This window comes from Nostoc sp. LEGE 12454, from assembly GCF_056620565.1.
This window is the reverse complement of sequence record NZ_JBWQXL010000018.1, coordinates 21,896-43,579: the sequence shown is the minus strand read 5'-3', so window position 1 is coordinate 43,579 and position 21,684 is coordinate 21,896. Positions and strand designations below refer to the sequence as shown.

General features: G+C 41.5%; 23 protein-coding genes. 8 read left to right on the top strand and 15 right to left on the bottom strand.

Annotated elements, in window-relative coordinates; translation table 11 throughout:
• Positions 1 to 234 precede the first annotated feature (234 nt).
• On the top strand, positions 235 to 1,086 hold the full coding sequence (locus AC1F2U_RS19210; RefSeq protein WP_480262551.1) for a universal stress protein: 852 nt from the start codon (positions 235 to 237) through the stop codon (positions 1,084 to 1,086).
• Positions 1,087 to 1,262: 176 nt separating this feature from the next.
• Here AC1F2U_RS19210 and psbM read toward each other — a convergent pair whose 3' ends face one another.
• From psbM to AC1F2U_RS19185, 5 genes are all read right to left on the bottom strand, one after another.
• Positions 1,263 to 1,379 carry a photosystem II reaction center protein PsbM gene (gene psbM / locus AC1F2U_RS19205; protein ID WP_084227279.1) on the bottom strand — a complete coding sequence of 39 codons (117 nt, stop codon included), beginning with the start codon at positions 1,377 to 1,379 and terminating at the stop codon, positions 1,263 to 1,265.
• Between the two features lie 200 nt (positions 1,380 to 1,579).
• Complete coding sequence (locus AC1F2U_RS19200) at positions 1,580 to 1,876, bottom strand: 2Fe-2S iron-sulfur cluster-binding protein (protein WP_094347996.1); 297 nt, start codon at positions 1,874 to 1,876, stop codon at positions 1,580 to 1,582.
• 186 nt (positions 1,877 to 2,062) lie between these two features.
• Positions 2,063 to 2,200, bottom strand: coding sequence for a photosystem II reaction center protein K (locus tag AC1F2U_RS19195; RefSeq protein WP_006195022.1), 138 nt, complete (start codon positions 2,198 to 2,200; stop codon positions 2,063 to 2,065).
• A gap of 78 nt (positions 2,201 to 2,278) precedes the next feature.
• Positions 2,279 to 3,427, bottom strand: coding sequence for a tRNA guanosine(34) transglycosylase Tgt (tgt, locus tag AC1F2U_RS19190; RefSeq protein WP_480262550.1), 1,149 nt, complete (start codon positions 3,425 to 3,427; stop codon positions 2,279 to 2,281).
• A gap of 328 nt (positions 3,428 to 3,755) precedes the next feature.
• Positions 3,756 to 4,208, bottom strand: coding sequence for a hypothetical protein (locus AC1F2U_RS19185; protein WP_480262549.1), 453 nt, complete (start codon positions 4,206 to 4,208; stop codon positions 3,756 to 3,758).
• Positions 4,209 to 4,584: 376 nt separating this feature from the next.
• Here AC1F2U_RS19185 and cobS point away from each other — a divergent pair, with 376 nt between their 5' ends.
• Complete coding sequence (cobS, locus tag AC1F2U_RS19180) at positions 4,585 to 5,358, top strand: adenosylcobinamide-GDP ribazoletransferase (protein WP_480262548.1); 774 nt, start codon at positions 4,585 to 4,587, stop codon at positions 5,356 to 5,358.
• A 162-nt stretch (positions 5,359 to 5,520) separates the two neighbouring features.
• Here cobS and AC1F2U_RS19175 read toward each other — a convergent pair whose 3' ends face one another.
• From AC1F2U_RS19175 to AC1F2U_RS19160, 4 genes are all read right to left on the bottom strand, one after another.
• Entirely contained in the window at positions 5,521 to 5,976 is a 456-nt protein-coding gene (locus AC1F2U_RS19175; RefSeq protein WP_289799460.1) for a PPC domain-containing protein, read from the bottom strand.
• A gap of 86 nt (positions 5,977 to 6,062) precedes the next feature.
• Positions 6,063 to 6,740, bottom strand: a complete 678-nt coding sequence (locus AC1F2U_RS19170; protein WP_334844247.1) for a ComF family protein — start codon at positions 6,738 to 6,740, stop codon at positions 6,063 to 6,065.
• A gap of 33 nt (positions 6,741 to 6,773) precedes the next feature.
• Entirely contained in the window at positions 6,774 to 7,262 is a 489-nt protein-coding gene (locus tag AC1F2U_RS19165; protein WP_480262617.1) for a GNAT family N-acetyltransferase, read from the bottom strand.
• A gap of 169 nt (positions 7,263 to 7,431) precedes the next feature.
• Positions 7,432 to 7,605 carry a hypothetical protein gene (locus AC1F2U_RS19160; RefSeq protein WP_480262547.1) on the bottom strand — a complete coding sequence of 58 codons (174 nt, stop codon included), beginning with the start codon at positions 7,603 to 7,605 and terminating at the stop codon, positions 7,432 to 7,434.
• Positions 7,606 to 7,874: 269 nt separating this feature from the next.
• Here AC1F2U_RS19160 and aroQ point away from each other — a divergent pair, with 269 nt between their 5' ends.
• Positions 7,875 to 8,489 (top strand): gamma subclass chorismate mutase AroQ, encoded by a 615-nt coding sequence (gene aroQ, locus AC1F2U_RS19155; RefSeq protein WP_480262546.1) that lies wholly within the window; start codon positions 7,875 to 7,877, stop codon positions 8,487 to 8,489.
• A gap of 288 nt (positions 8,490 to 8,777) precedes the next feature.
• Here the strand turns inward: aroQ and AC1F2U_RS19150 are convergent, their stop codons facing one another.
• Positions 8,778 to 9,944: an AI-2E family transporter gene (locus tag AC1F2U_RS19150; RefSeq protein WP_480262545.1), complete on the bottom strand. Its 1,167-nt coding sequence runs from the start codon at positions 9,942 to 9,944 to the stop codon at positions 8,778 to 8,780.
• 223 nt (positions 9,945 to 10,167) lie between these two features.
• Here AC1F2U_RS19150 and AC1F2U_RS19145 point away from each other — a divergent pair, with 223 nt between their 5' ends.
• The gene (locus tag AC1F2U_RS19145; protein WP_334839035.1) at positions 10,168 to 10,509 is read left to right on the top strand and encodes a hypothetical protein; all 342 of its coding nucleotides are present in this window, start codon (positions 10,168 to 10,170) and stop codon (positions 10,507 to 10,509) included.
• A gap of 286 nt (positions 10,510 to 10,795) precedes the next feature.
• Positions 10,796 to 12,220 carry an LCP family protein gene (locus tag AC1F2U_RS19140; RefSeq protein ID WP_480262544.1) on the top strand — a complete coding sequence of 475 codons (1,425 nt, stop codon included), beginning with the start codon at positions 10,796 to 10,798 and terminating at the stop codon, positions 12,218 to 12,220.
• Here AC1F2U_RS19140 and AC1F2U_RS19135 read toward each other — a convergent pair.
• From AC1F2U_RS19135 to AC1F2U_RS19115, 5 genes are all read right to left on the bottom strand, one after another.
• Complete coding sequence (locus tag AC1F2U_RS19135; RefSeq protein ID WP_480262543.1) at positions 12,192 to 13,286, bottom strand: anthranilate phosphoribosyltransferase family protein; 1,095 nt, start codon at positions 13,284 to 13,286, stop codon at positions 12,192 to 12,194. The genes AC1F2U_RS19140 and AC1F2U_RS19135 overlap by 29 nt on opposite strands.
• Positions 13,287 to 13,688: 402 nt before the next feature.
• Entirely contained in the window at positions 13,689 to 14,330 is a 642-nt protein-coding gene (locus AC1F2U_RS19130) for an FHA domain-containing protein (protein ID WP_480262542.1), read from the bottom strand.
• Complete coding sequence (locus tag AC1F2U_RS19125) at positions 14,308 to 16,446, bottom strand: PstS family phosphate ABC transporter substrate-binding protein (RefSeq protein ID WP_480262541.1); 2,139 nt, start codon at positions 16,444 to 16,446, stop codon at positions 14,308 to 14,310. The genes AC1F2U_RS19130 and AC1F2U_RS19125 overlap by 23 nt, the downstream gene beginning before the upstream one ends.
• 43 nt (positions 16,447 to 16,489) lie before the next feature.
• The gene (locus AC1F2U_RS19120; RefSeq protein WP_322738198.1) at positions 16,490 to 17,170 is read right to left on the bottom strand and encodes a response regulator transcription factor; all 681 of its coding nucleotides are present in this window, start codon (positions 17,168 to 17,170) and stop codon (positions 16,490 to 16,492) included.
• A 21-nt stretch (positions 17,171 to 17,191) separates the two neighbouring features.
• Positions 17,192 to 18,313: a sensor histidine kinase gene (locus AC1F2U_RS19115; protein ID WP_480262540.1), complete on the bottom strand. Its 1,122-nt coding sequence runs from the start codon at positions 18,311 to 18,313 to the stop codon at positions 17,192 to 17,194.
• A 386-nt stretch (positions 18,314 to 18,699) separates the two neighbouring features.
• On the opposite strand from AC1F2U_RS19115, the gene AC1F2U_RS19110 reads away from it, so the two are divergent.
• The 3 genes from AC1F2U_RS19110 (at position 18,700) to AC1F2U_RS19100 (ending at position 21,683) form a co-directional block, all read left to right on the top strand.
• Positions 18,700 to 18,942 carry a hypothetical protein gene (locus AC1F2U_RS19110; RefSeq protein WP_480262539.1) on the top strand — a complete coding sequence of 81 codons (243 nt, stop codon included), beginning with the start codon at positions 18,700 to 18,702 and terminating at the stop codon, positions 18,940 to 18,942.
• A 209-nt stretch (positions 18,943 to 19,151) separates the two neighbouring features.
• Positions 19,152 to 19,991, top strand: coding sequence for a Pvc16 family protein (locus AC1F2U_RS19105; protein ID WP_099100382.1), 840 nt, complete (start codon positions 19,152 to 19,154; stop codon positions 19,989 to 19,991).
• A gap of 30 nt (positions 19,992 to 20,021) precedes the next feature.
• The gene (locus tag AC1F2U_RS19100; protein ID WP_480262538.1) at positions 20,022 to 21,683 is read left to right on the top strand and encodes a phage tail sheath family protein; all 1,662 of its coding nucleotides are present in this window, start codon (positions 20,022 to 20,024) and stop codon (positions 21,681 to 21,683) included.
• Position 21,684 lies beyond the last annotated feature (1 nt).

Below are 21,684 nucleotides of genomic sequence, written 5' to 3'. Positions count from 1 at the left end.
AGAGTATGCTGAATAGTTGAAGTCTAGTTGAAAGTTTAAGTGACTAAGTGCAAACAAACTTAAACATTTGTTTAGTTTTTTATCTTTTGCCATTTGTTTGAGTGTTAAATACTAAAAAATAAAGTTTATTTGTGCCAACTTACTAATTAGGTTGTCAAGCAAGGTGGTGAAAATCCGACCAGAGCCAAGTACCAACAGCGAAAACAAAAGTAAACTTCACAAAAATTACGTAAGATGATCAGAAGAATTTTGCTGGCTGTATCGGGATTGGGACACGCAGAAGAAATGCTCAAAACCCTGAAAGAAATCCCTTCAATTCAATCTGCAAAAGTTACGATTTTGCATGTTGTTCAAGCACAAAATGCTGCTACTACCATGACAACTAAATGGGAAAATGGGGGTAAAATTCTGGCGAATGCTATTCAAACTTTGAACTTAGATCCTAGCCAAGTTTCTTCAATTTTGCGTGAAGGCGATCCCAAAGATGTGGTTTGCCAAGTTGCTGATGAAATGGACGCTGACTTGATTATTATGGGTTCACGCGGACTGAAGCGACTGCAATCGATTTTATCGAACTCAGTCAGTCAGTATGTTTTCCAGCTATCTTCTCGCCCCATGTTGCTGGTAAAAGATGATATTTATGTTAAAAGAATTAAGCGAATTATGGTGGCAATAGACAATTCTGATTCAGCAAAAAATTGCTTGAAATTGGCATTGTTTTTACTGCGAGATATTCCAGGTGGCGAATTAATTTTGGCAAATATTAGTACAGATTTCGGCGGTAAAAAATCAGAAATCACCCAGGTTAATTCCGACAAATATCCAGTTTTAGCGGCTGCTGTTGCAGAAGCTCAGAAACAAGGCATTCAATCTCGTTCTTATATCAGCAGTGGAAAACCTGGTGAAGAAATTTGTCGATTGGCAGAAGAGTTGAATATAGACTTATTATTGCTCGGTTCTCCAGATCGTCGTCCATCGATCGCTAAGAGTTTTGTTGATATAGATCGGCTCATCGGATCTTCCTTGTCTGACTATGTTCGAGTCAATGCCACTTGTCCGGTATTGTTGGCGCGGACAATCGCTTAAAGTAAACAGTGCTGAGTATAATAATTGTTGTAATAAAATAGTAAAGAAGTAAGATTTGTCTCGTCTTTACTATTCAGCACCCAGCACAGGCTACGCTAACAGCACTAAATTGATAGTTGATAAATAAAAACCCCTACACTATTGGTGCAGGGGTTATTTATTTTATACACGAACTCTTAACTATCTTTTCCACCTTCGCGGCTAGCAGTTTGGATGTAAAGAATTAGTAAAAACACGGCGGGGACTAGTACGAACAAAATGCTCGCTATGAACCCCAGGTCATTAACTTGCATGGCAAGAAAACCTCTCTTTAATTTCCAGTCAACAACATTAGGATAGCATTATCGATGACAGAGTTATACCAATTCAAAATTCAAAACTTGTACTGAGCTTGTCGAAGTATTCAAAATGTCCGCGTAGCGTCTCGTAGAAAGGAAACTTAATTTTGGTAAGTATTTTGACTACTGACTGGATACATGACAGATTTGAGAACTTAAGGCTTCGTGACTACGCTGACTGAGCCATTCACTAAAGTTTGACAGGCAAGGCGGTAATTTTCTGGCTTTTTCTTGAATTTCCGGTTTTCTACTTCTGTGCGAGGGGAAAGATTTTCTAGTCCTTCGACTATCTCCACAATACAAGTACCACATTGACCATTACCACCGCAATTGGTCATTTTACCAATAAATGTATATATATCAATGCCATTTTGTATCGCCTTGAGCCGGAGATTAGCACCATCTGCTGCCACTACTTCTTTATTTTCTTTAACGAATTTGATATTACCCATAACTGATTGCTCCTTGACTGTAAGCTTGGCTTTCAAGGCTTCATATTGACATAGCTTGTATTAACATCTTATTTATTATAAGAATTCATTGCAAAATATTAATAAATATTAACTTTATCAAATACGATGCTACAAAAAAATAGGACAGGTAGTCTACCTGTCCTATAAATTGAAAAATAGATTAACTTATCTAAATCCCACAGCTGCTTGCCAAACAAAAGCAAGCAACAAGAAGAATACCGGGATGACTGGGAGAACGTCTACCAAAGGATCGAAGATTTGGTAAGCTTCTGGCAGTTTTGCTAATAAAAGTGCTGCTTCCATGTTTGTTTAAATCCACCTATCCAACACAGCTTTCATAATTGAGAAGTATCTTAACATGGTTTGAGTCTCAATCATTGGTCAATAGTCATTTGTAATTTCACCCTCATCTGATGCCGATTCAGATGAGTTGAGCCAATGACCAAATTCTGCAACAAAGCGATCGCTCAATATTGCTTCTCTAATTTTTTGCGTAAAGCGAATTAGTTCGGTAATGTTGTGAATGCTCAACAAGGTATAAGCCAAAATTTCTTGCGATCGCACTAAATGAGATATGTAAGCACGGCTAAAATTTTGACAAGTATAACAGGGACAAGTTTCATCTAATGGCGTAAAATCTTCACGAAACTTAGCATTTTTTAAATTCCAGCGTCCGCCTTGGACTATCGCTGTACCATGTCTTGCCCAACGGGTGGGAATGACGCAATCAAATAAATCTATACCAGATGCGATCGCGATCGCCATTTCCCGATAAGTACCCACACCCATCAAGTAACGCGGCTTTTCAGGGGGTAGAAGCGGTGCTGTCACTTTGACAATCTCAGCCATCAATTCTGGCGGTTCTCCCACACTCACGCCACCAATGGCATATCCCGGCAAATCCAACTTAGCCAAAGCTTCCGCCGCACGGCAACGCAAATCCAAATACACGCCCCCTTGCACAATCCCAAACAACGCCTGATCGCTGCGTTGATGAGTTGTTATACAGCGTTCTAACCAGCGGTAAGTGCGCTCAGTTGCAGTTTCAACCTCTTGGCGAGTCGCTGGGTAGGGCGGACACTCATCAAAGGCCATAATCACATCAGCCCCCAAAGTATTTTGAATCTCAATGGAGCGCTCTGGTGTTAAGTTAATAATTTGTCCATCATGAGGTGAGCGAAAAGTTACGCCTTCTTCAGTAATTTTTCGCATCTCGCTTAAGCTGAAGACCTGAAAGCCACCCGAATCTGTGAGCATTGGGCCGTTCCAACCCATAAATTTGTGTAACCCACCACCCCCAGCCACGATCGCTTCTCCTGGTTGTAGGTGAAGATGATAAGTATTGGATAAGATCATTTGTGCCCCAGTATCTCGTAGCTGAGATGGAGTAATAGTTTTGACATTCGCCAGCGTTCCTACTGGCATAAATCTGGGGGTTTCTACAAGACCGTGAGGAGTGAAAAACACTCCTGCTCTAGCTTTTGTCTGACTACAGCAAGCAAGACATTGAAAAGAAAAATTCGCACTCATGCCATTTGGAATTTTAGATTTTAGATTTTGGATTGTGAAACATTAATCGGTAAAGAGTTTCAAAAATCCATAACTAGTACAACGCAGCAGAACTAAACCTACCATTTCATTACAGCTAGAAAGCCCAAAAGGAAAGCTTTTTGACTTTTGACTTTTGACTTGCGGTACTAGCAGTCATAAAACCAAATGGTATTAAGGCAAAATTAATATTATTTGGCTAAATTATGGACAAACATCAAGATTGGTAGTTGAGTTTTAGCGAACACTTAAGCATTCATTACTAACCTAGTTACCAACTTTACGAGTATATACTCTAAATAATTGTTATTTAGAAAGAATCAGAACAGTCATCGTCAATTTCTGCATCCCACCTGGCTGAGAGTACTTGTTCCATCATCGCTTCTATGGCGCTGACATTGAAGCTTCGCTCTCGTCGCTCTTGTAAAGGTGTCGATCGGGGAATTAACCGCAGACACACTCCTTCTTGCATCAAATCGAAGTAGGTTTCTTGTTGCGACGACTGTTTTAGTTCCAAGTAATCAAAACTACAAACATTCAGATATAGCGCGCGGTTAGCCACTAAGGTAGACCTTTGCGGATTGGAAAAAACTTCCATCACATCCCCTTCACCCTCGCTCAGTACCTTATCTTCTTGGGTGTAGATGTAGTGGACTCGACCTAAATCTGCCAGCAATCGCCGGATGTCGAGCTTATTCACAATGATGCCCGTGTTAATAATGCACGGAGCTGGTATCCTGGTGTCGGGTAGATGGTGACTCATAGGAAAATTGCGATTGAGCTAAGGAGAGCAACAACATAGCTAAACTGTCATAATTGAATAGCTTGTTTACTCCCTACATTTAAAAAAATATCAATTTTATGGGGCAATCGTCTAATAATTTGGAGTAAGTTTTTAGTTAACGAATACAAAACACAAATTTTGCTCCTTAATGGAATTTTAACTTCCTAAGTTAATCGTTTTTGTATAAAAAAATACTCAAAATTATTTATTTACCACTTAGACCAGCATAACAAAATTTTCAACGACAATGTTTAATGGAAGTAAATCTTATTTAAAGTTTTAAAGTCTACTGATGTCGGTCATACCGAAATTATGACTATTATCCAGCAATTTACCAAAAATTAATGTAATTCAGATGACGAAACAGCAACAGTGGTGGAAAAAGCTGCTGTTAAAGCTGGCAGCTAGTATCATATTTTACACAATAATTCCACTGCCGTATTTAAACGGATTGGACTTTCGGGGAGTGGCACTTCTTGCTTCCCTTGTCGGGGTTATGATTGGGGGAATTTTAGGGTTGCTAGATACGGGTATGGATTATATTGGTATGCCCGTGTTAACTCGTAGTGCATTGGTAGTAAGTGTTTGGATTGCCATAACTGGAGGATTGCACTTAGATGGGGCAATGGATACTGCCGATGGTTTAGCAGTGGGCGACCCAGATCGGCGACTGGAGGTGATGGCAGATAGTGCTACAGGAGCCTTTGGAGCAATGGCTGCGATCGCCTTGGTGCTACTGAAAATAACAGCTTTGACGGATATGCCAGAAAACCGTTGCTTGTTGCTGATGGCTGCTTGTGGCTGGGGACGTTGGGGACAGCAACTAGCGATCGCCCGATATCCTTATCTGAAAGCAACTGGTAAAGGCGCATTTCACAAACAAGCCATTCGTTCTTACAAAGATTTGTTACCGGGATTGTTGTTGTTGTTTAGTTTGAGTGGTTTACTTTGGCTAATAGATAAACAGCAGCTATTTCTCGCACTGACAATCATAATTGCTGGAAGTGCGATCGCCACTTTAACTGGTGCATGGTTCAACCACAAATTAGGCGGACACACTGGAGATACCTACGGCGCAGTCGTTGAGTGGACTGAAGCCTTATTTCTCTGCGTATTAACCATTTTTTAAGAAATGGGGAGTGGGGGAGCAGGGGAGCAGAGGAGCAGGGGAGCAGAGGAGCAGAGGAACAGAGGAGCAGTAAGTTTTTCCCGTCTGCATCTTTGCCTCTTCCTATCCCCAATGACAAATGACCAATGACAAATGACCAATGACAAATGACAAATGACTACTTCACTTAATCGGTTGCAACTTTGTCACTTTGAGTTTAAAAGCCCCAACCCCAGTTTCCCCAAAAGACCGGACACGAATAACATAATTTCCTGTCTCTACGATGCGAGTAAAGAGTAAGGAATTGCTACTACCATCAGGACCATCATCATTTTCTGCTAGAGTCGAACCATCAGGTGCCAGCAGTGTGATGATGCTGTCAAAGTTTTCCGATGACAGGTCAACTGCTAAATTATCGCCTTTTTGTAACTTCACAGTGTAATCACGGGCAAACCCACCTTGACCTGTGGGAATATCTTTGTCTGAAAGGCGATCGTCAATTTCAGTACTGTTAGATAAAGGAATTGGACTATACAATTTATTTTGAGCAAAAGCTGCACTGGTACTAATGCCTATTGCCAGCAATGTGGCAGGAATGATGATGAGTTGTTTTAAACCTGCCGCCAAAACTTTATTCATACATTTCAAGCAATTTTTCTACAAAAATAGGGTAATTCGGTCAATTTATGCATTTATCTGTCAAAGCTTGCCCATTACTTCTTAATTTATCCGTCTTTGACGGCAGTGGCTACAGCTACTAATCCTAAGACCACAATTCCATACTGACGAAGTGTTTGCACAGCAGACCTGGCAGTAGCACCAGTAGTATAAATGTCGTCCACTAACAGCACTGGGACATTTGGAGGACGATGGCGAAATTCTTGCCCAATAGCAAAAGCTTGGTTCAAGTTTTTTTCTCGTTTAGATGCCGACAAACCAAACTGCGCTTCAGTTTCTCGCACTCTTGCTAAACCGTTTGGTTTCAATTTTAATCCAGTTATTTCGCAGAAACTTTGTGCTATCAGTGCGGCTTGATTGTATTTACGTTGTTTTTGTTTGCTAGCGTGAAGTGGGATAGGAACTACTACAGGCTGGCTATCTCGCTTCGGTGAATTTAACAACCATGCTTCCCCTAACCATTGACCCAAAGGACGAGCTATTTGGGGTTGATTTTCGTATTTCATCGCTGCGATCGCTCGTTTCACCGGGCCACCATATTCCCCCCAACCAAACACAGGTATAGGCTCTTGCCATAGAGAAATCGGGTCTTTACGTTGACATTTTTGCAGTTGTCTGGTGCAGTTCTGACAGAATTCTTGGGAAGTTGCACGTTGACATAGAGGGCAATGGGATTGGAGAAAAAGATTGAGTAAGCCTGTGAGATTTTTAATCCAAGCGTGCATTTAGAATTGTCCTTTGTCATTGGTCATTAGTCATTAGTTTTTGACCAATGACTTAACATACACGCGATCGCATCTTGTTGTTTCCACTCCTGTTGCTGGAGTGTAGCCATTGCTTTCATACAGCTTGACTGCTTCCACCAAAACACTGGCGGTTTCAATCCAAATTTGTTGAAAACCACGCTTTGCGATCGCTGCTTCTAGCTGTTGTAACAAATATTTCCCTAATCCTAAACCCCTGATGCTGGGTAAAAGATACATTTTGCGGATTTCTACAGCTTTTTCGCCTCGGTGTATGGGGTAGTATGCTCCAGTACCTACTAACTGACTTTGGTGTTCAATTACCCAAAACTCTCCCCCAGTAGCTAAATAACATTCCTCGACTCGCAGCACATCTTGGTCAGCACCCTTGGGTTCCCAAGCCAGACCGTATTCTGATAATACATAACTGATGACTTCAGCGGCTCTTGTGCGATCGCTTTTCACCCAATCACGAATTAAAAAATCTTGATAATAGTTTTTCATTACCATTTGCTGGTCAAGTTTACCCAGAAAAATTTTCCGCATCTATATCCCAATTTACTCAGCAAATAGCAATTCTTGCAGAGTTCATTTCAAGCTGTAATCTCAAGGCGTGAATTATGTCAGTGCTGAGAAAAGTCATCTTTAACAAAGAAATCGGCTCTACATCTACCTACATTATCAATGCCCAAATCCGCTGAATTTCTGCTTGGAACAATTTACGACCGCGTTTAGCATCTCTTTGAGCAGCACGTAATCCCTGCTGACGGAGACAATACCCGGATTTCTCACCACACACATCTCTCAAAACCTTGTGCAGGGGAGCAGGGGAGAGTTCAAATACCAAGTTCTTTCCCCTCTGCCCCGCTGCCTCTCTGCACCTCAAGCTTGTGAGAAATGCGGGAATACCCCTATAAGCCTGAATTTGCTTTTTGTCAGTAACTATGAGATATTTTGTTTGAAATTTAAAATACTGTATTTTTATCGATTTACTGATAATTTATACTAATTCGCAGAGTGTATAAGCTTTTTTCTATGAATTTAAGTTTTTTTAGAAAGCATCCACTGTTGTTTGCCATCATAATTTTCTTTGGGATTTTTTTCAGTACTACAGTAGTGGCTGCAAAGTTAAAATTATATTTCGTTGCTCAAAACTCTAAGCCAGTAAAACTAGTAAATCTCCAAACTATTAGGGTAGCTGAACAACAACTGCCTGTAGATAAATTACTAAAATTGATCCAGCAGCGATTGTTAATTGCACATGATGTAGCCCGATGGAAATGGAATCACAAACGTCCTATTCAGGATCTAAAGCGCGAACAAGAGTTACTATTAAAGGTTCGGCAGCAAGCAACAACCCATAGTTTAGAACCCGATACAGTTACAGCATTTTTTCAAGCACAAATAGAAGCAGGAAAACTCATCCAAACCACTGATTTTCAAAACTGGCAAAAGCAAGGCATTAAATCTTTTCCTAACGTGCCAGACTTAAACCAGACATTGCGACCATCGTTAGATAAATTAAACATAGAACTTCTCTTTGCTTTAACAGAACTGAATTCTGTTCTAGGTTGTCCACAAATTCGGGAATTAATTCAGTCACGTTCCCAGGTGATTATTCAGGGAGATGGTATCGATCGGCAAGTGCAGAACCTAGCAATTTCACCCCTGCTGCAATTTAAAAGCACTTCTTACAAAGTAGTTTCCTTTCCTAAATTCTTAATTAGATAATGATTTTGAAAGTTAGATTTATTGAAAAGTTTAAAAGCTATTTAGAATATTGAAGCGAAACACCAATTGGCATTCATTTCTTGCGGCAAGGGCTAACTTTTCACAGTATTTGGAAAATTTTATATTAAACAATCGCTTGCAACAGAATTTAATAAATAAGAGGGGTAAAGGGAAAAAGGTTGATAATAGTTTCCCACCATAGGAGCAATAGCTTTTTACCCTTTCCCTTGTCCCTTACCGTTCCTGATAAATAACTGATGATACACTTCCTGCTCCTGCCTTCTTGTATTAAGGCAATGTTGCTTCAGAAATGCTCAAAGATTTGTTGGCATCAGCTTTCGAGGACTCATTTCCTGGAACGGATGCAGTTATCTCCCCAATGGCGCTGTCGTTTGTCCCGGTACCAGGGCGCAAGGCACTTAAAGCAGTCTTAATCACAACAGCTGTAGGTACTGCCACAATTACACCCAACAGTCCGCCAATTCTTGCCCCTGTTAAGACCGAAATTAAAATCCAAACTGGATTTAAACCGGTAAAACTGCCTAAAATTCGGGGGGCAATTAAGTTTTCGAGAATTTGCTGTACAATTACCGCTGCGATCAACACTCTCACACCCATTGAAAAATCTTGCAACGCCACCAATAGTGTAGTCAGGGCGATGCCTACAGAACCGCCAAAGGGGACGAGAGCCATCAGGCCAATAGTTAGTCCGAATAGCAATCCAAACGGCACTTTCAGCCACAAAAAGGTAGGAATAAGGGCTGAAGCCATACAGGTAGATAAAATCAACTGAGTGATGAAGAAATTTTGGAAGCTTAGGCGGACTGTTTTAGAGAAAGGCTCGCGAAATTTATTAGGTAGCCATTCGACTAAACTTTGCCAGAGTTCACCCCCATGCTGTAAAAGATAAAAAGTCAAGACCATCGTCAAGAGAATATCTAGCAGACTAGTAACTGTGAGTACAGCTAGATTTAAAACTTGTCCTGCGATCGCTTGTAATTGTCCTTTGACGCGATCGTTGATTTGCACCACCAGAGCATCGAGGTTAATCGGTAAGCCAAAAGTCTCAGCTTTTCCGTTTAAGATCATTAACTGAGAGCGTCCAGAGTCGATTAAATCTGGCAAACGCGCCACCAGTTGTTGTGCTTGGGTAAGAGCCAGGGGAAAAAGTGTCACACCCAACGCCAATAAAATTGATAAAGCCAAGAGAAATACTAAAATAGCAACTTGCTCTCGCTTCGCACCATGATGCTCCATCCAGCTCACGGGGTAGTTGAGCAGAAATGCCAGCACTGAGGCTCCGACTAAAATGACTATGAGAGAATGGAAATAATTAAAGAATACCGAAAGTGCCCAACCATTGAGAACTAGCAGCGGCAGGAATAACGCGATCGCCCCGATTCGCGCTATTGGTGTGAATCTTTGCCACCAGTCGAGTAGCTTACGTGTCTGCATTTTGAGCTGATTGCGGAATAGAACTAAATGAAATTTTTCTTTACAGCTTATTATCTCTAACTATATGAGTCTTATTCATCCTTCTAGTTTAGGAGTTAGACTAACCCCAATGGAAAATTTTGAACCAAAAGAGAATGGGGAGTGGGGAATGGGGAGTGGGGGAGCAGGGGAGCGGGGGAGCAGGGGAGCAGGGGAGCAGGGGGAGAATAATGCCCCATCCCCAATGCCTAAAACACAGTTGCTTTTACATTTAGTTCCGATCGTCGGCTTTTTTCCATCCTTGTGGACTCTCTATCGGGGCCAGGGTAGTCGGGAACAACTTGCTATTAGTCGTCTGTCTATTACTTTGGCACTTACTTGGTTGTTGAGTTATCTATTATTAGCTACCGGGGCAGCAACTTCAGATTTTTTTCCGCTACGTCTATTTATCCTCAATAGCTTTCTCACATCAGGTTACTTTTTAGTAAGTATTTGGTTGATTTTGCGCCTAATGCAGGGCAAATCTAGTCGTTTACCAGGGTTTAGTAATTTAGCTGAACGAGTACTTGGCAAGTATTTATCTTAATTTTTTAAGGTGATAAATTGTCGGTGTTTTTACTGAATTTTGGAAAATTTCTGGCTGATTTCTCTATATATCTAGTCAAATCCAGTTTATTATTGCCATACTTCAGTAAAACATCTCCAGGTTGTCCCAAAAAAAGAATAAATGCTGCTATAAGTGTTGTGGTTGACACTACATTAAAAAAGTTAGCACCGATAATTAAGAGTTAGCTATTATGGGTTGATTTGTTTGGGTGTTTTTAGTCTGCAAAATTACTGAATTTGATTAGTGAGTAAGTGTGAGGAAGTCTGTGACCATTCAAAGAAGTTCGGCGGAAGAAAACCAGTCGGGAAAAGCCTCAAAATCCAATAAAAAAATTCCCCAAAACTCGACATCAGGACGGTGGCTGTGGTTTTGGGTAGGTATGAGTGGTATTGCGATGGTATCAGCAACTGCGGGGGCGCTTTTGGCGGTATCTTTGACAAGTACGCCTTTGCAACAAGCGCAGCTAACTCCAAAGGATGAGGCGGCTTTTGATAGCGATCGCATTTCTGGAGGTGTGCTGCGATTTTCAGAATTAACTCGTCCAGTGAATCTTTTGGTGATGGGAATGAGCGTACTTCCCCCAGATATCCAAAACCCTCCTGAAGATACCAAAAATCTCAAATACCTGCCCCAAGTCAACTCTTTTGATGGTCTTTCCGATGTGATGCTCTTGGTCAAATTCGATCCAGAGACGAAAAAAATAAATATGCTCTCCATTCCCAGAGATACCCGCACGGAAATAGAGGGGTATGGAGTGAAAAAAATTAATTCCGCAAACGTTGAAGGTGGGCCAGCTTTGACTGCCAGAACTGTCAGTAATCTCTTGGGTGGGGTGGGAATCGATCGCTATGTCCGAATTAACGTTTTGGGAGTTGCCAAGCTGATTGATGCTTTGGGTGGCGTAACTGTCTACGTTCCTAAAGATATGAAATATCAAGATGATTCTCAGCATTTGTACATCAATTTGAAGGCTGGTAAGCAACACCTCAATGGCGAGCAAACATTGCAATTGCTGCGTTTTCGCCATGACGAACTCGGTGATATTGGTCGGATTCAGCGCCAGCAAATGGTCATGCGTGCTTTGATGGATCAAACACTCAACCCAGCTACTGTTGCTCAATTACCTAAAGTTCTTGATGTCGTGAAAGACCACATTGATACTAACTTGACGGTTGAAGAGTTAGTGGCGCTAATGGGTTTTGGAGTGCGGACAAATCGCTCTAATATGCAAATGTTAATGCTGCCAGGTCGCTTTAGCGAGAAGAATGAGTTTGATGCTAGCTATTGGTTGCCCAACAAAGATGGGATTGCGAAACTGATGGCTCAACACTTTGGTATGGACTCAGAACAGGAACAGCTGGCAACTACAACTAACCTCCGCTCTTTGCGTGTAGCAATTCAAGATAGTACAGGTGGCGATCGCTCTAATCTGCAACCGTTAATTAGAGCCTTGGAAAAATCTGGATATCGTAATATCTATGTGGCCAAGGCATGGGGTGAACCTCTAGATGTAACTCATATTGTCGCCCAACAGGGAGATGGTGACAGTGCCGAATCAATTCGCAGCACTTTGGGATTTGGAGAAGTGCGGGTGGAAAGCACTGGCAACCTTGGCTCAGATATCAGTATCCAAGTAGGTAAAGATTGGTTGGAACAAAAATCTATTTTGGAGAAGTCGTTGACACCCTAAAGGGTATATTTTCTGTTACTGAATGTATTATCTGGCTCAGTTCTTGGAGTTTAGCTGCTACTGCACCATTGGTTAATAATTCTTCTGCCTTAGCTAAACCCTCTGCCATATCTGAACAAATACCACTCCGCCATAGGTAAAATCCGCCATTCCACAAGGCTGTTTGCATCAATTCACCTGGTTTACCTGCCAAAACCTCTTGAATATCCGCCACCAGTTCTTCAGTAGTTCCAAGGGGTACGTTCTTGGTAGTAAAGCCGTAATCGCGCGGTACGAGGTGCAATCGTTCTACCTCTTGGGGTGCTACGGATGAAGATAAGCTGATGATTGCAGTGCGATCGCGCGGTAAGTCGCAACTACCTTCCAATCCTTTGACTAATGTAAATTTTGTCACTCCTCGCAGTTCTAAAGCTATCTGAAACATCCCTTCTGTTGGTGGATGGACAAACCCAGCAATTACGTGAGCATCCCCAGCATAAGGACACCAAATTAGCTCCATTGTCGCCAACGGCGGACGTTTGCCAAGTTGGTCGCGGTACTCCCAAATACTTGTAGTTAAGGGAAAATGCTGAGGTAGATAAATAAAGCCGATTCCCGTTTGCTCAAACACTTGTTGAGTTTGTGCTAGAGGTAAGGTAGTCCAATCGACTCCTAAACCCTGCCAAATATCTATCAGAGGTAAGCCGTACTTCGTTGGTAGGCGATCGCCACCATGCATTACCACTGGTTGTCCCACTGTGGCAAGTAATAAAGCTGTTACAGGACTAATTGGTGCTGTGCGTGCCCTACCATCATAAGGGATGCCAAGAGCGATCGCTGGTCGCCCAGAGGCTATGGGTTGCAGTTTTGGCCCCAGTTCCTCATAAGCATCCAACATTCCGGCTAACTCTTCTCCTGTAGGACGCTTGATTCGGTGAGCAATCAAAAAGGCTCCAATTTGGGCTGGTGTCGCTTCACCCAGCAGCATCATTTTAGTAGCGGTGGCTGCTTCAATACGAGTTAAATTCTTAGATGTGTGGTTTCCGCTGCCTACTTTTTGCAGAAATTCCCGAAATACATTGCTCATTTTTCCTTTGTCCTCCGTCCAGCGTCATTTGTCTATTGTCCTTTGTCTTTCGGGATAACCGAAAATGACTAATGACCGAATTTTAGATTTAAGAAGGTAAAAATGAGTCGTCAACAGCAGAGTTTATTAAATTAACGTGAGTTCAACGAGTGCTATTTTGACCTCTCCCCCAGCCCCTCTCCTACGTTCGTGCAGCGTCTCGAAGAGAGGAGAGGGGAGCAAAAACCCTATTTTCTCATTACTCCTCCCTCTCCTAAAAGGCGAGGGAGGCTGGGAGAAAGAGGTCTGTCGAACTCACGTTAAATTATTTAGCCCAGAAGTTTGTCTATCTTTAACAAAGGGCTTAAGCTTGTTGTTAAGCCCCAAGTCTTGTTAATTAAAAGTTATAAAATCAGCTTTATACTACACAATATATACAGTGAAATTCACTAGGTTATCCTGACCAAATCGCAGGGAATCACCGTTAAGTAGGCGATACTGCATACCGGGAGTCAAAGGATTGTTGTTTAAATAAATACCATTTGTACTCATATCAACAATCATGTAAGAATTTTGCGACCAGTCCCAATCGACTCGCGCATGACGACGAGAGACTATTCCCTCACTAGGAATGCCGGTCAAGTCAATTTCTGGCGGCGCTATTCCTGGACTCTGACTGCGGCGACCAATATAACCTCCTTCCCCAATCAGGTGAAATTCTCTGCCAGTGCTATGAATCAGCTTTAAGGCTGGCGCTCTTTGAGGCGGAGGGGTATAAACAGGTGGTGTTGGTTGATAGGAAACTCGTGGCTGATAGACTGTTGAATAATCAATGGGGGCTTGTTGGGGAGCTTGGTAGTTAGGTTGCTCTGTAGGCGGCCGCTGATACTGAACAGGTGGTTGACTAGGCTGTTGTTGAATAGGTGGAGGTTGACTAGGTGGTTGTGGTGTAGCAGAAACTACATTACCTACAGGAGTAGAACACCAGGGACAAACCTTAGCATTGTTAGGCAGGGCGCGGTTAAAATATTCGCAACTAGGATTAGGGCACCGATTTGCAGGCATAAGACTTTATATCATCAGGCATAGGTTGTAAAGCTACAAGACCTACTTTACTAAGTAAACATTGACCCTGACGAGTAGTTAGCATCTGGGCAAATGTAGAACCACCAGGTAGGCGGTTGCTGTCTTTAGGGTACACCACAAAAATAGGGTATCCCAAGGGGTAGCTTTGGAAAGTTGTGACATCAACATAATAATCATCATGTTGACACAAATCATCTGAGGGATTAATTGAGCGGCGATCGCGCTTTTGAAACAGAGGTTGAATAGCGGACTTTTTAGCATCTGCGATCGCTAAAGGATAGCCAGTACACTGACTCGAAGTTTTACTGATAATCCCAAAACTGATAATACCAGTAGTTCGCCCATCTAAAGTTTCACTGCGTATCAGGTTTTGGGTTTTTGTTGTATCAAGTTTAGTAACTTTCGCTGCAAATAAAGCTTCGTCTTGAGGGGCATTTTGCAAAACTATTTGTTGAAATTTACTGATTGCTTCCGGTTCAGTTGGGGCAAAAGGTTTCACAGGCAGATTTGGAAGTTTGGGATTAATCTGCTGCCAATTAGTAATTTTACCTGTGTAAATTTGACGCAATTGCTCAAGATTGATTTTCCCCCCAAGAGCATTGGCAAGATTTGAGTCTCTTTTATTAAATGCGACAAAAACAAGTAAACCATCATAGGCTACTGCTTTTTTTGCAAGTTTATCTGTAATATTGTCTACCAAACTAGTAATGGCAAAATCTTTTTTGTTTGTTTGAACTTCTTCGATACTTTTAATCTGATTATTTATATTTGATGACAAAACAGACTTATAGTCAAATGTTGCTGTTGCATCTAACTTTGGTCTGGTCAATAAATCTCCTAAACGGCTGTTGTCCACTAATTGCGTTAAAACAAAACTCCATGTACTATCTTTTTCTCCTGTGTAAGTAAATTGTCCAGAAGGAACGTTGGGTACTTCTGAGAAATTCCGCACAAGTCTAGACCATTGGATATATTGATTAGGATTATCTGTTTTCCTACCCCAAAGCCAATACCAAATTCCCCCACCAAGTAGTAATAAAAATAGGATTACTAGCAAAATTAAGGGCGTTGGCAAAGGCTTTTTTATTTCTTGAGAACCTGGCGAACGCACTGAACTTAAACTTTTAGCACGATCTTCTTGAGGAAGTTCTAGTAGGGTTTTCCGAGCCGCTTCTGCACTCTCAAAAGGAGTTTCCAGACCAATTAAACGATAAATAAAGTGCTTTAAATTGCTATCGGTATCCGGCCATTGTTGATTATCTCTAGGGTCGAGAGGCTGGTTAGATGAAAAATTAGTTGTCCGCCCTACCCATAAATAAAAGGCTAATAATCCTAATGATTCTAAATCTTGGTCAGGTCTGGCGGGAGCAGGTTGAGGAATAATTGGGGGAATAAATAAGTTTTCCCAGATAGCTAAATCACAAAAGTATATAGAAAACTTTTGATTATTTTCTACTTTAATTAAAGTACTGTCTAAATTGATATTGCCGTGAGTGATACCCAGTTGTGTTTGATTGGAGGGAAAACGCAACTTTTGGGTGTGGAGAAACTGGAGAGTTTGTAAACCTTGATTTAGTACTTCCCGCACCTCAAGAGATGTCATTGCTCCCTTTTCTATGAGATACTTACCTAAAGTTTGGGATGATTCGATTCCTTGAGTAATAAGATAGCAGCGCTCTCCTTTTTCATCTGCGATCGCTTCTTTAGTTTCCACCAGACGGAAATTTTGAATTCGACTATCGGCTAAACTTACCCCACCTACTCGTTTAAAAGTCTCTTTCCGCTTTTGAGTCTCACTTTCATTAAAAGAACGATTGGGGAGCAGGTATTCTTTGATGATGACAGGTTGTTTGTCTTTAAGTTGAACACCTGAATATAAGCGGCCTAAACCCCGCACACCAACAAAATTAGTTATTTGATAAGTTCCCTGACTTCCTTTAATCTCACCCTCCTGTGGTAAAGTTGCTGGAAAACCACATTCCAAGCAAAACTTAGCACCCTTGATTTGCTGCGCCGTTTGGAAGGGGCGATCGCAACTTAAGGGAGAATTGTACGAGCAGGGGTATTCTTGATAAAAAGATTCAAATGAAGCCATATACAAAAAGTTTCGTGAATTGCGCCGGCTACTTAAGTCGCGCTCAAGCGTGAACTAATCCTAACTTGAGGGCAGTCACAATCGCTTGAGTCCGGCTAGTAACCTTCAATTTTTCAAAAATACTGGTGAGATGCGCCTTAACAGTAGCAACTGTTACATATAAATGTTTAGCGATTTCTTCATTAGAAGCACCTTGAGTTAACCAGTATAAAACCTCTTGCTCTCTTTCCGTTAAATGCACCTCATGACATGCTTTTACACAAGAATCTGAATAAGCTTGGAAAAACCGAAAAAATCGACTAGCAACTTCTGAAGGTAGATAAATTTCCGACCTAGTTACAGTGTCAATAGCTTCACATAATTGGGTTGCCACACGATTTTTAAACACATAACCTGCGGCTCCTCCCTGCATCGCTCTAAAAATCCAGTCGTCTTCTTGATGAGCCGACAATACTAAAACTTTTCCACTGTAAGCAGCTTCTTTAAGACGTGCCAGAACTGTAATTCCATCACATCCTTTCAATTGCATATCCAGCAAAATTAAATCTGGACACTTCTGAGTTGTAAACTTTAAAACCTGCTCAACAGAATCTGCATCACCAATAACTTCTACAGGTAACGCAGAATTAATACTATAAAAATTTAGGAGAGTACGTAATCCTTGACGAAACCGTTCTTCGTCATCTACAAGTAAAACTGAAAGTTTATTACTATCATTAATCATATTTTTATGATGAATTATAAATTAATTCACGCTCCTTGGTCGAGGTAAAATAATCGAAAATTGTGCCCCACTTTCTGATAAAATTTGCGCCCAGATACTTCCTTGATGATCTAGAATAATTTTTTTAGCAATAGTCAAACCCAGTCCTGTACCTCCTTTGCGTCGGGAATAAAATGGGGTAAATATTTTTTGTAAGTCCTCTTGAGACAATCCTGGCCCTCGATCGGAGATTTTAATTAAAACTTCATCTTGGAAAATTTGCCAGCTACAGGTAATAGTTCCTGAATTAGGACTGAAATGAACGGCATTACTGAGGATATTATCAAAAACTTGTTTCATTTGTAATTTGTCTATCTTCAGTATTGTCGATGTATCGGGAATCAATATTTTAAGTTGTTTCTGATTAATTAAAGGTTGCAAATTTGTGATACTTTCAACCACTAAACTTCTTAAATCTTGAAGTGTTACTCTTAATTTTGCACTTTGACCGCAATCAATTAGTTCATTTAAATTAGTATCTAAATCTTGGATACTTTCGCCGATGATTGTTGCTTGCTCTTGCCAAGGGCTATCCTCTAAACCTAAGCAGAGATTATGTGCATACAATCCTATGAGTCCTAGAGAGTTACGCAATTGATGACCGACTCGATGCAAGATATCTTCTAGGAGTTTAATTTCAGTTTTTTGTCTGCCATAATCTAAGGAAATATCTACATATTTACTCAGCAACATAGCAGAGCGTTTTACATATAGTTGTAAACTCGACGAGAGAGGCTCATGAGTAATGATTTGAATATATTCAATTTTTTGATTTCTATAGGATATGGGGCAAATATAAGAAATACATGAAAAGTCCTTAAGCTTAAATTCCTGTAAGGTCAAAACAGGCGGAAAATCTGTCAGCCATGCTTCTGAACGCAAATAAGCTAAAGTTTTTGGGGAAAAAGGAACTTGGTCTTGACCATAATTTATCACCTCTTGATTAGCTCTCAATAATGAATCATGATAGACAATTCGAGCGAAAAAAATTGGATACTGACTACTTAACTGCTCAGACTCAAGCTGACAAAAGCTTTGGATGTCTGAGGAACTCAAATAATTAGAGCCATTGTCTAGTTTTTGTACAGAAAAGCCTAGTGTCATAGCTTCACTCGCTTTTTGCAACCAAATGTTTTTACTCTTCTGCTGATCAGTATAAAATTATGCAGTCTCAGTAATGTTTATTTTTTTATTAAGTTATCTTTTGGGATAATTCATACAAATAATCATTAAGGTTTGTATTCAAATGTGTATCAAGCTACCTTTGCTGTGTAAACAAGTTTGTAGTAAGGACTTTAATCCTGATGTTAAGCACTGAAATGCTTACTACATACCCAAGCTTTCGTTAGCTTAATGCACTACTTGGGTCGGCTTTTCAGCCATTAGTGTCAAGTTAAGATGAAATCACTGGGGTCAACTAGTATAGCTAGGGACTGGGGACTGGATGAAAAGTCTTTTTGTGTTTAGGTTTTATCCTCCTCAAATTAAAATTGAACAAAAATAATAATCGGCTGCCTGAATTCAATAAACGGCTGCCCGAATTCAATAAACGGCTGCCCGAATTCAATAAACGGCTGCCCGAATTCAATAAACGGCTGCCCGAATTCGATGAACAACTGCCCGAATTCAATAAACGACACCCCGAATTCAATAAACGACACCCCGAATTCGATGAACGGCTGCCCGAATTCGATGAATATACCTTTGACATTTTGGCTTCTGCCTTAACTTGACACCAATGCTTTTCAACCCCCCACAAGAAAAAAATGTAGTGCGTCCAATTAAGAACTGCTCTAGATTAATCTACAAACTGAAGTTGCTGCTTTACGGATTCTTGACCTAATACCCGATTTAAAAAATATCGACAAAAGTCTAATTAACTTTAGAAGCCCGATACATATACTGTAGAGGCATCTGGATTAGCTACCAGCAGAACACCCTGATGCTTATCTTCGTTCTTCAAACTTTAGCCGAAATTCTAGCTGGAGGAACCTCACTTACCAGTACAGAGCAAATTGACTTTAGCCATCCTGGTAATCGTAGGGAAGAGGGAGCAGGCCCGACTCTCAATTTATATATTTTTGATATACGTGAGAGTAAGCAGGTACAACATTCTGGCAGGCAAGTAGAACGCAAGCTAACACGCGCTCTACAACCTGCCACTGTAAATTGGGCACCAGCTTGGTTTGATGTTTCGCTGCTATTAACAGCCTGGGATAGAACAGCTTTAGGTGAGCATCACTTTATTAGTGAGGCATTGACTGTGCTGTTGCGCCATCGCACCTTGGAAGAGGAGTTTTTGGTTCCTGAATTACGGGGCTATGGTAATTTGAACATGACAGTTGCCTTAGAGCCGCCAATTGAGATTGGCTCTTTATGGAGCGCTCTCAGTGTGCCATTGCGTTCAGCCTTATATTTGACAGTTACAATACCCTTCGAGCCACAACCGACTCCAGTGCCTTTGGTTTGGGAGCGAATTTTCAATTTGCGAAATCAATTGTCTCGCGATAGTGACAGTCTAGTATTAACCAGGCGAGTTGCGATCGCGGGTATTGTCAAAAGTGCGGTGACAAATTTGCCGTTGGTAGCGACAGAAGTGGCTGTGAGAGGAACTGACAAGTCCATATCAACTACTAAAGAAGGGCTGTTCTTCTTTGAAGACCTTCATTTAGGTAATTATGTTTTGACTCTGAATCATCCTGGCTATTTACCCCAAAACGTCAATGCATTGGTAGATAACCAAAGTAATACTTTCAAAGAAATATTTCTAACTCCTGAATAATTAGATTTTTACTGACTTGGAGAGACTTTCATGGCTAGACTTGATTACTTTGCTCCTGGTGTCTATATTGAAGAAATTGACCGGGGTAGCCGACCAATTGAAGGTGTTAGCACAGCAGTTGCCGGATTTGTAGGCTTTACAGAAGACGTTCGCGGTGGGGCTGAATTATACAAGCCCATGCTAGTAACCACTTGGACGCAATTTTTAAACTACTTTGCGCGTCCCAACTCTGACGGCTTCACCGACTTCAACGCTTATTTACCCTTTTCAGTCTACGGCTACTTTATGAATGGTGGCGGTCGTTGCTGGGTAACAAGCATTGGGACTCAATTACCAGGCGCACCCAGACCAGCAACTCCAGAACCGGCTAACTTACGAATTAACGCTCGAGGTAATCGTCCAGCCCTGCGTTTTACTTTGCGCCCCGAGCAAGCATCAGGTGGATTAGTAAATATTGTAATTATTGATGGTTCGCCCCGCGCCTTACCCGAAGGTACTGAAGGAGAAGCGCCTCCAAATACGGGTGAATATTTCACCATCGAAATTCGTCGGGGAGATGAACTTCTAGAGGAATATCCGAACTTGACAATGAACCGCGAGCCTGCCAATCAGGTAGCCACTTATGCGCTGACAGCATTGAGAAATTCGATGTATGTCACTTTAGAAGACATAACTCAAAGCGGACAACCTTTAGCTCGTCGTCCGGTTAATGGTCAATATGAACTAGCACCGCCCATTGTTGCTGCCACACCCGATAGATTTTCGCAAAATTTAGAAGGGGTTCGAGACGATCGCACCGGGGTACGCGGTATCTTTGAAGTTGATGAAATCACAATGCTGGCTTGTCCTGATGTGATGCGGGCTTATCAAGAACAGGTGCTGAATTTAGATCAAGTTCACGGCATCATCGAACTGATGATTAGTATGTGCGAGGGTTCTGCCAGTGGCGATATTCCCAACCCGCCCAACCGCATGGTTGTACTTGATTCGCCACCGGAAGCCGTCAAACCGCAACAAGTAGTGGAGTGGTTGAATAGATTTAACCGTCGTTCGATGTTTGCGGCCCTTTATTATCCTTGGATTAAAGTACCTAATCCACGCGATCGCGGTAATCCAATTTTAGTACCTCCTTGCGGTCATGTGATGGGTGTTTGGGCCCGCACCGATGAAACCAGAGGAGTTTACAAAGCGCCTGCAAATGAAGTTCCCAGAGGCGTAATTGGTTTGGGCTATGACACAAACTTCCGCGAACAAGAACTATTAAACCCCTTGGGAATAAATTGCATTCGCAGCTTCCCCAATCGAGGTATCCGCATTTGGGGCGCACGCACTTTAGTTGAGCCAGATAAAACAGAGTGGCGTTACATCAGTGTGCGTAGATTAATTAGCTATATTGAAAAATCCCTAGAACTGGGGACTCAGTGGGTAGTTTTTGAACCGAACGACCAAGATTTATGGGCGCGTGTAACCCGTACTGTGAGCAACTTCTTAGAGCGCATCTGGCGTGAAGGTGCTTTATTTGGGGCATCTCCAGCACAAGCATTCTATGTCAAGTGCGACGAAGAATTAAACCCACCAGAAACCAGAATTTTAGGACGTTTATATATTGAAGTCGGAGTTTGCCCCGTCAGACCAGCTGAATTTGTTGTTTTCCGCATCAGCCAATGGAATGGCATTGAAGATAGCGAATAGA

What these genes read in the sequence shown, in the direction of transcription:
- AC1F2U_RS19105 (WP_099100382.1), top strand. Translation starts at nt 19,152, where the DNA reads ATGCTTATCTTCGTTCTTCAAACTTTAGCCGAAATTCTAGCTGGAGGA.
- AC1F2U_RS19195 (WP_006195022.1), bottom strand. Translation starts at nt 2,200, where the DNA reads ATGGAAGCAGCACTTTTATTAGCAAAACTGCCAGAAGCTTACCAAATC.
- tgt (WP_480262550.1), bottom strand. Translation starts at nt 3,427, where the DNA reads ATGAGTGCGAATTTTTCTTTTCAATGTCTTGCTTGCTGTAGTCAGACA.
- AC1F2U_RS19150 (WP_480262545.1), bottom strand. Translation starts at nt 9,944, where the DNA reads ATGCAGACACGTAAGCTACTCGACTGGTGGCAAAGATTCACACCAATA.
- AC1F2U_RS19185 (WP_480262549.1), bottom strand. Translation starts at nt 4,208, where the DNA reads ATGAGTCACCATCTACCCGACACCAGGATACCAGCTCCGTGCATTATT.
- AC1F2U_RS19175 (WP_289799460.1), bottom strand. Translation starts at nt 5,976, where the DNA reads ATGAATAAAGTTTTGGCGGCAGGTTTAAAACAACTCATCATCATTCCT.
- cobS (WP_480262548.1), top strand. Translation starts at nt 4,585, where the DNA reads ATGACGAAACAGCAACAGTGGTGGAAAAAGCTGCTGTTAAAGCTGGCA.
- AC1F2U_RS19115 (WP_480262540.1), bottom strand. Translation starts at nt 18,313, where the DNA reads ATGACACTAGGCTTTTCTGTACAAAAACTAGACAATGGCTCTAATTAT.
- psbM (WP_084227279.1), bottom strand. Translation starts at nt 1,379, where the DNA reads ATGCAAGTTAATGACCTGGGGTTCATAGCGAGCATTTTGTTCGTACTA.
- AC1F2U_RS19120 (WP_322738198.1), bottom strand. Translation starts at nt 17,170, where the DNA reads ATGATTAATGATAGTAATAAACTTTCAGTTTTACTTGTAGATGACGAA.
- AC1F2U_RS19130 (WP_480262542.1), bottom strand. Translation starts at nt 14,330, where the DNA reads ATGCCTGCAAATCGGTGCCCTAATCCTAGTTGCGAATATTTTAACCGC.
- AC1F2U_RS19210 (WP_480262551.1), top strand. Translation starts at nt 235, where the DNA reads ATGATCAGAAGAATTTTGCTGGCTGTATCGGGATTGGGACACGCAGAA.
- AC1F2U_RS19125 (WP_480262541.1), bottom strand. Translation starts at nt 16,446, where the DNA reads ATGGCTTCATTTGAATCTTTTTATCAAGAATACCCCTGCTCGTACAAT.
- AC1F2U_RS19145 (WP_334839035.1), top strand. Translation starts at nt 10,168, where the DNA reads ATGCCTAAAACACAGTTGCTTTTACATTTAGTTCCGATCGTCGGCTTT.
- AC1F2U_RS19100 (WP_480262538.1), top strand. Translation starts at nt 20,022, where the DNA reads ATGGCTAGACTTGATTACTTTGCTCCTGGTGTCTATATTGAAGAAATT.
- AC1F2U_RS19135 (WP_480262543.1), bottom strand. Translation starts at nt 13,286, where the DNA reads ATGAGCAATGTATTTCGGGAATTTCTGCAAAAAGTAGGCAGCGGAAAC.
- AC1F2U_RS19165 (WP_480262617.1), bottom strand. Translation starts at nt 7,262, where the DNA reads ATGAAAAACTATTATCAAGATTTTTTAATTCGTGATTGGGTGAAAAGC.
- AC1F2U_RS19170 (WP_334844247.1), bottom strand. Translation starts at nt 6,740, where the DNA reads ATGCACGCTTGGATTAAAAATCTCACAGGCTTACTCAATCTTTTTCTC.
- AC1F2U_RS19200 (WP_094347996.1), bottom strand. Translation starts at nt 1,876, where the DNA reads ATGGGTAATATCAAATTCGTTAAAGAAAATAAAGAAGTAGTGGCAGCA.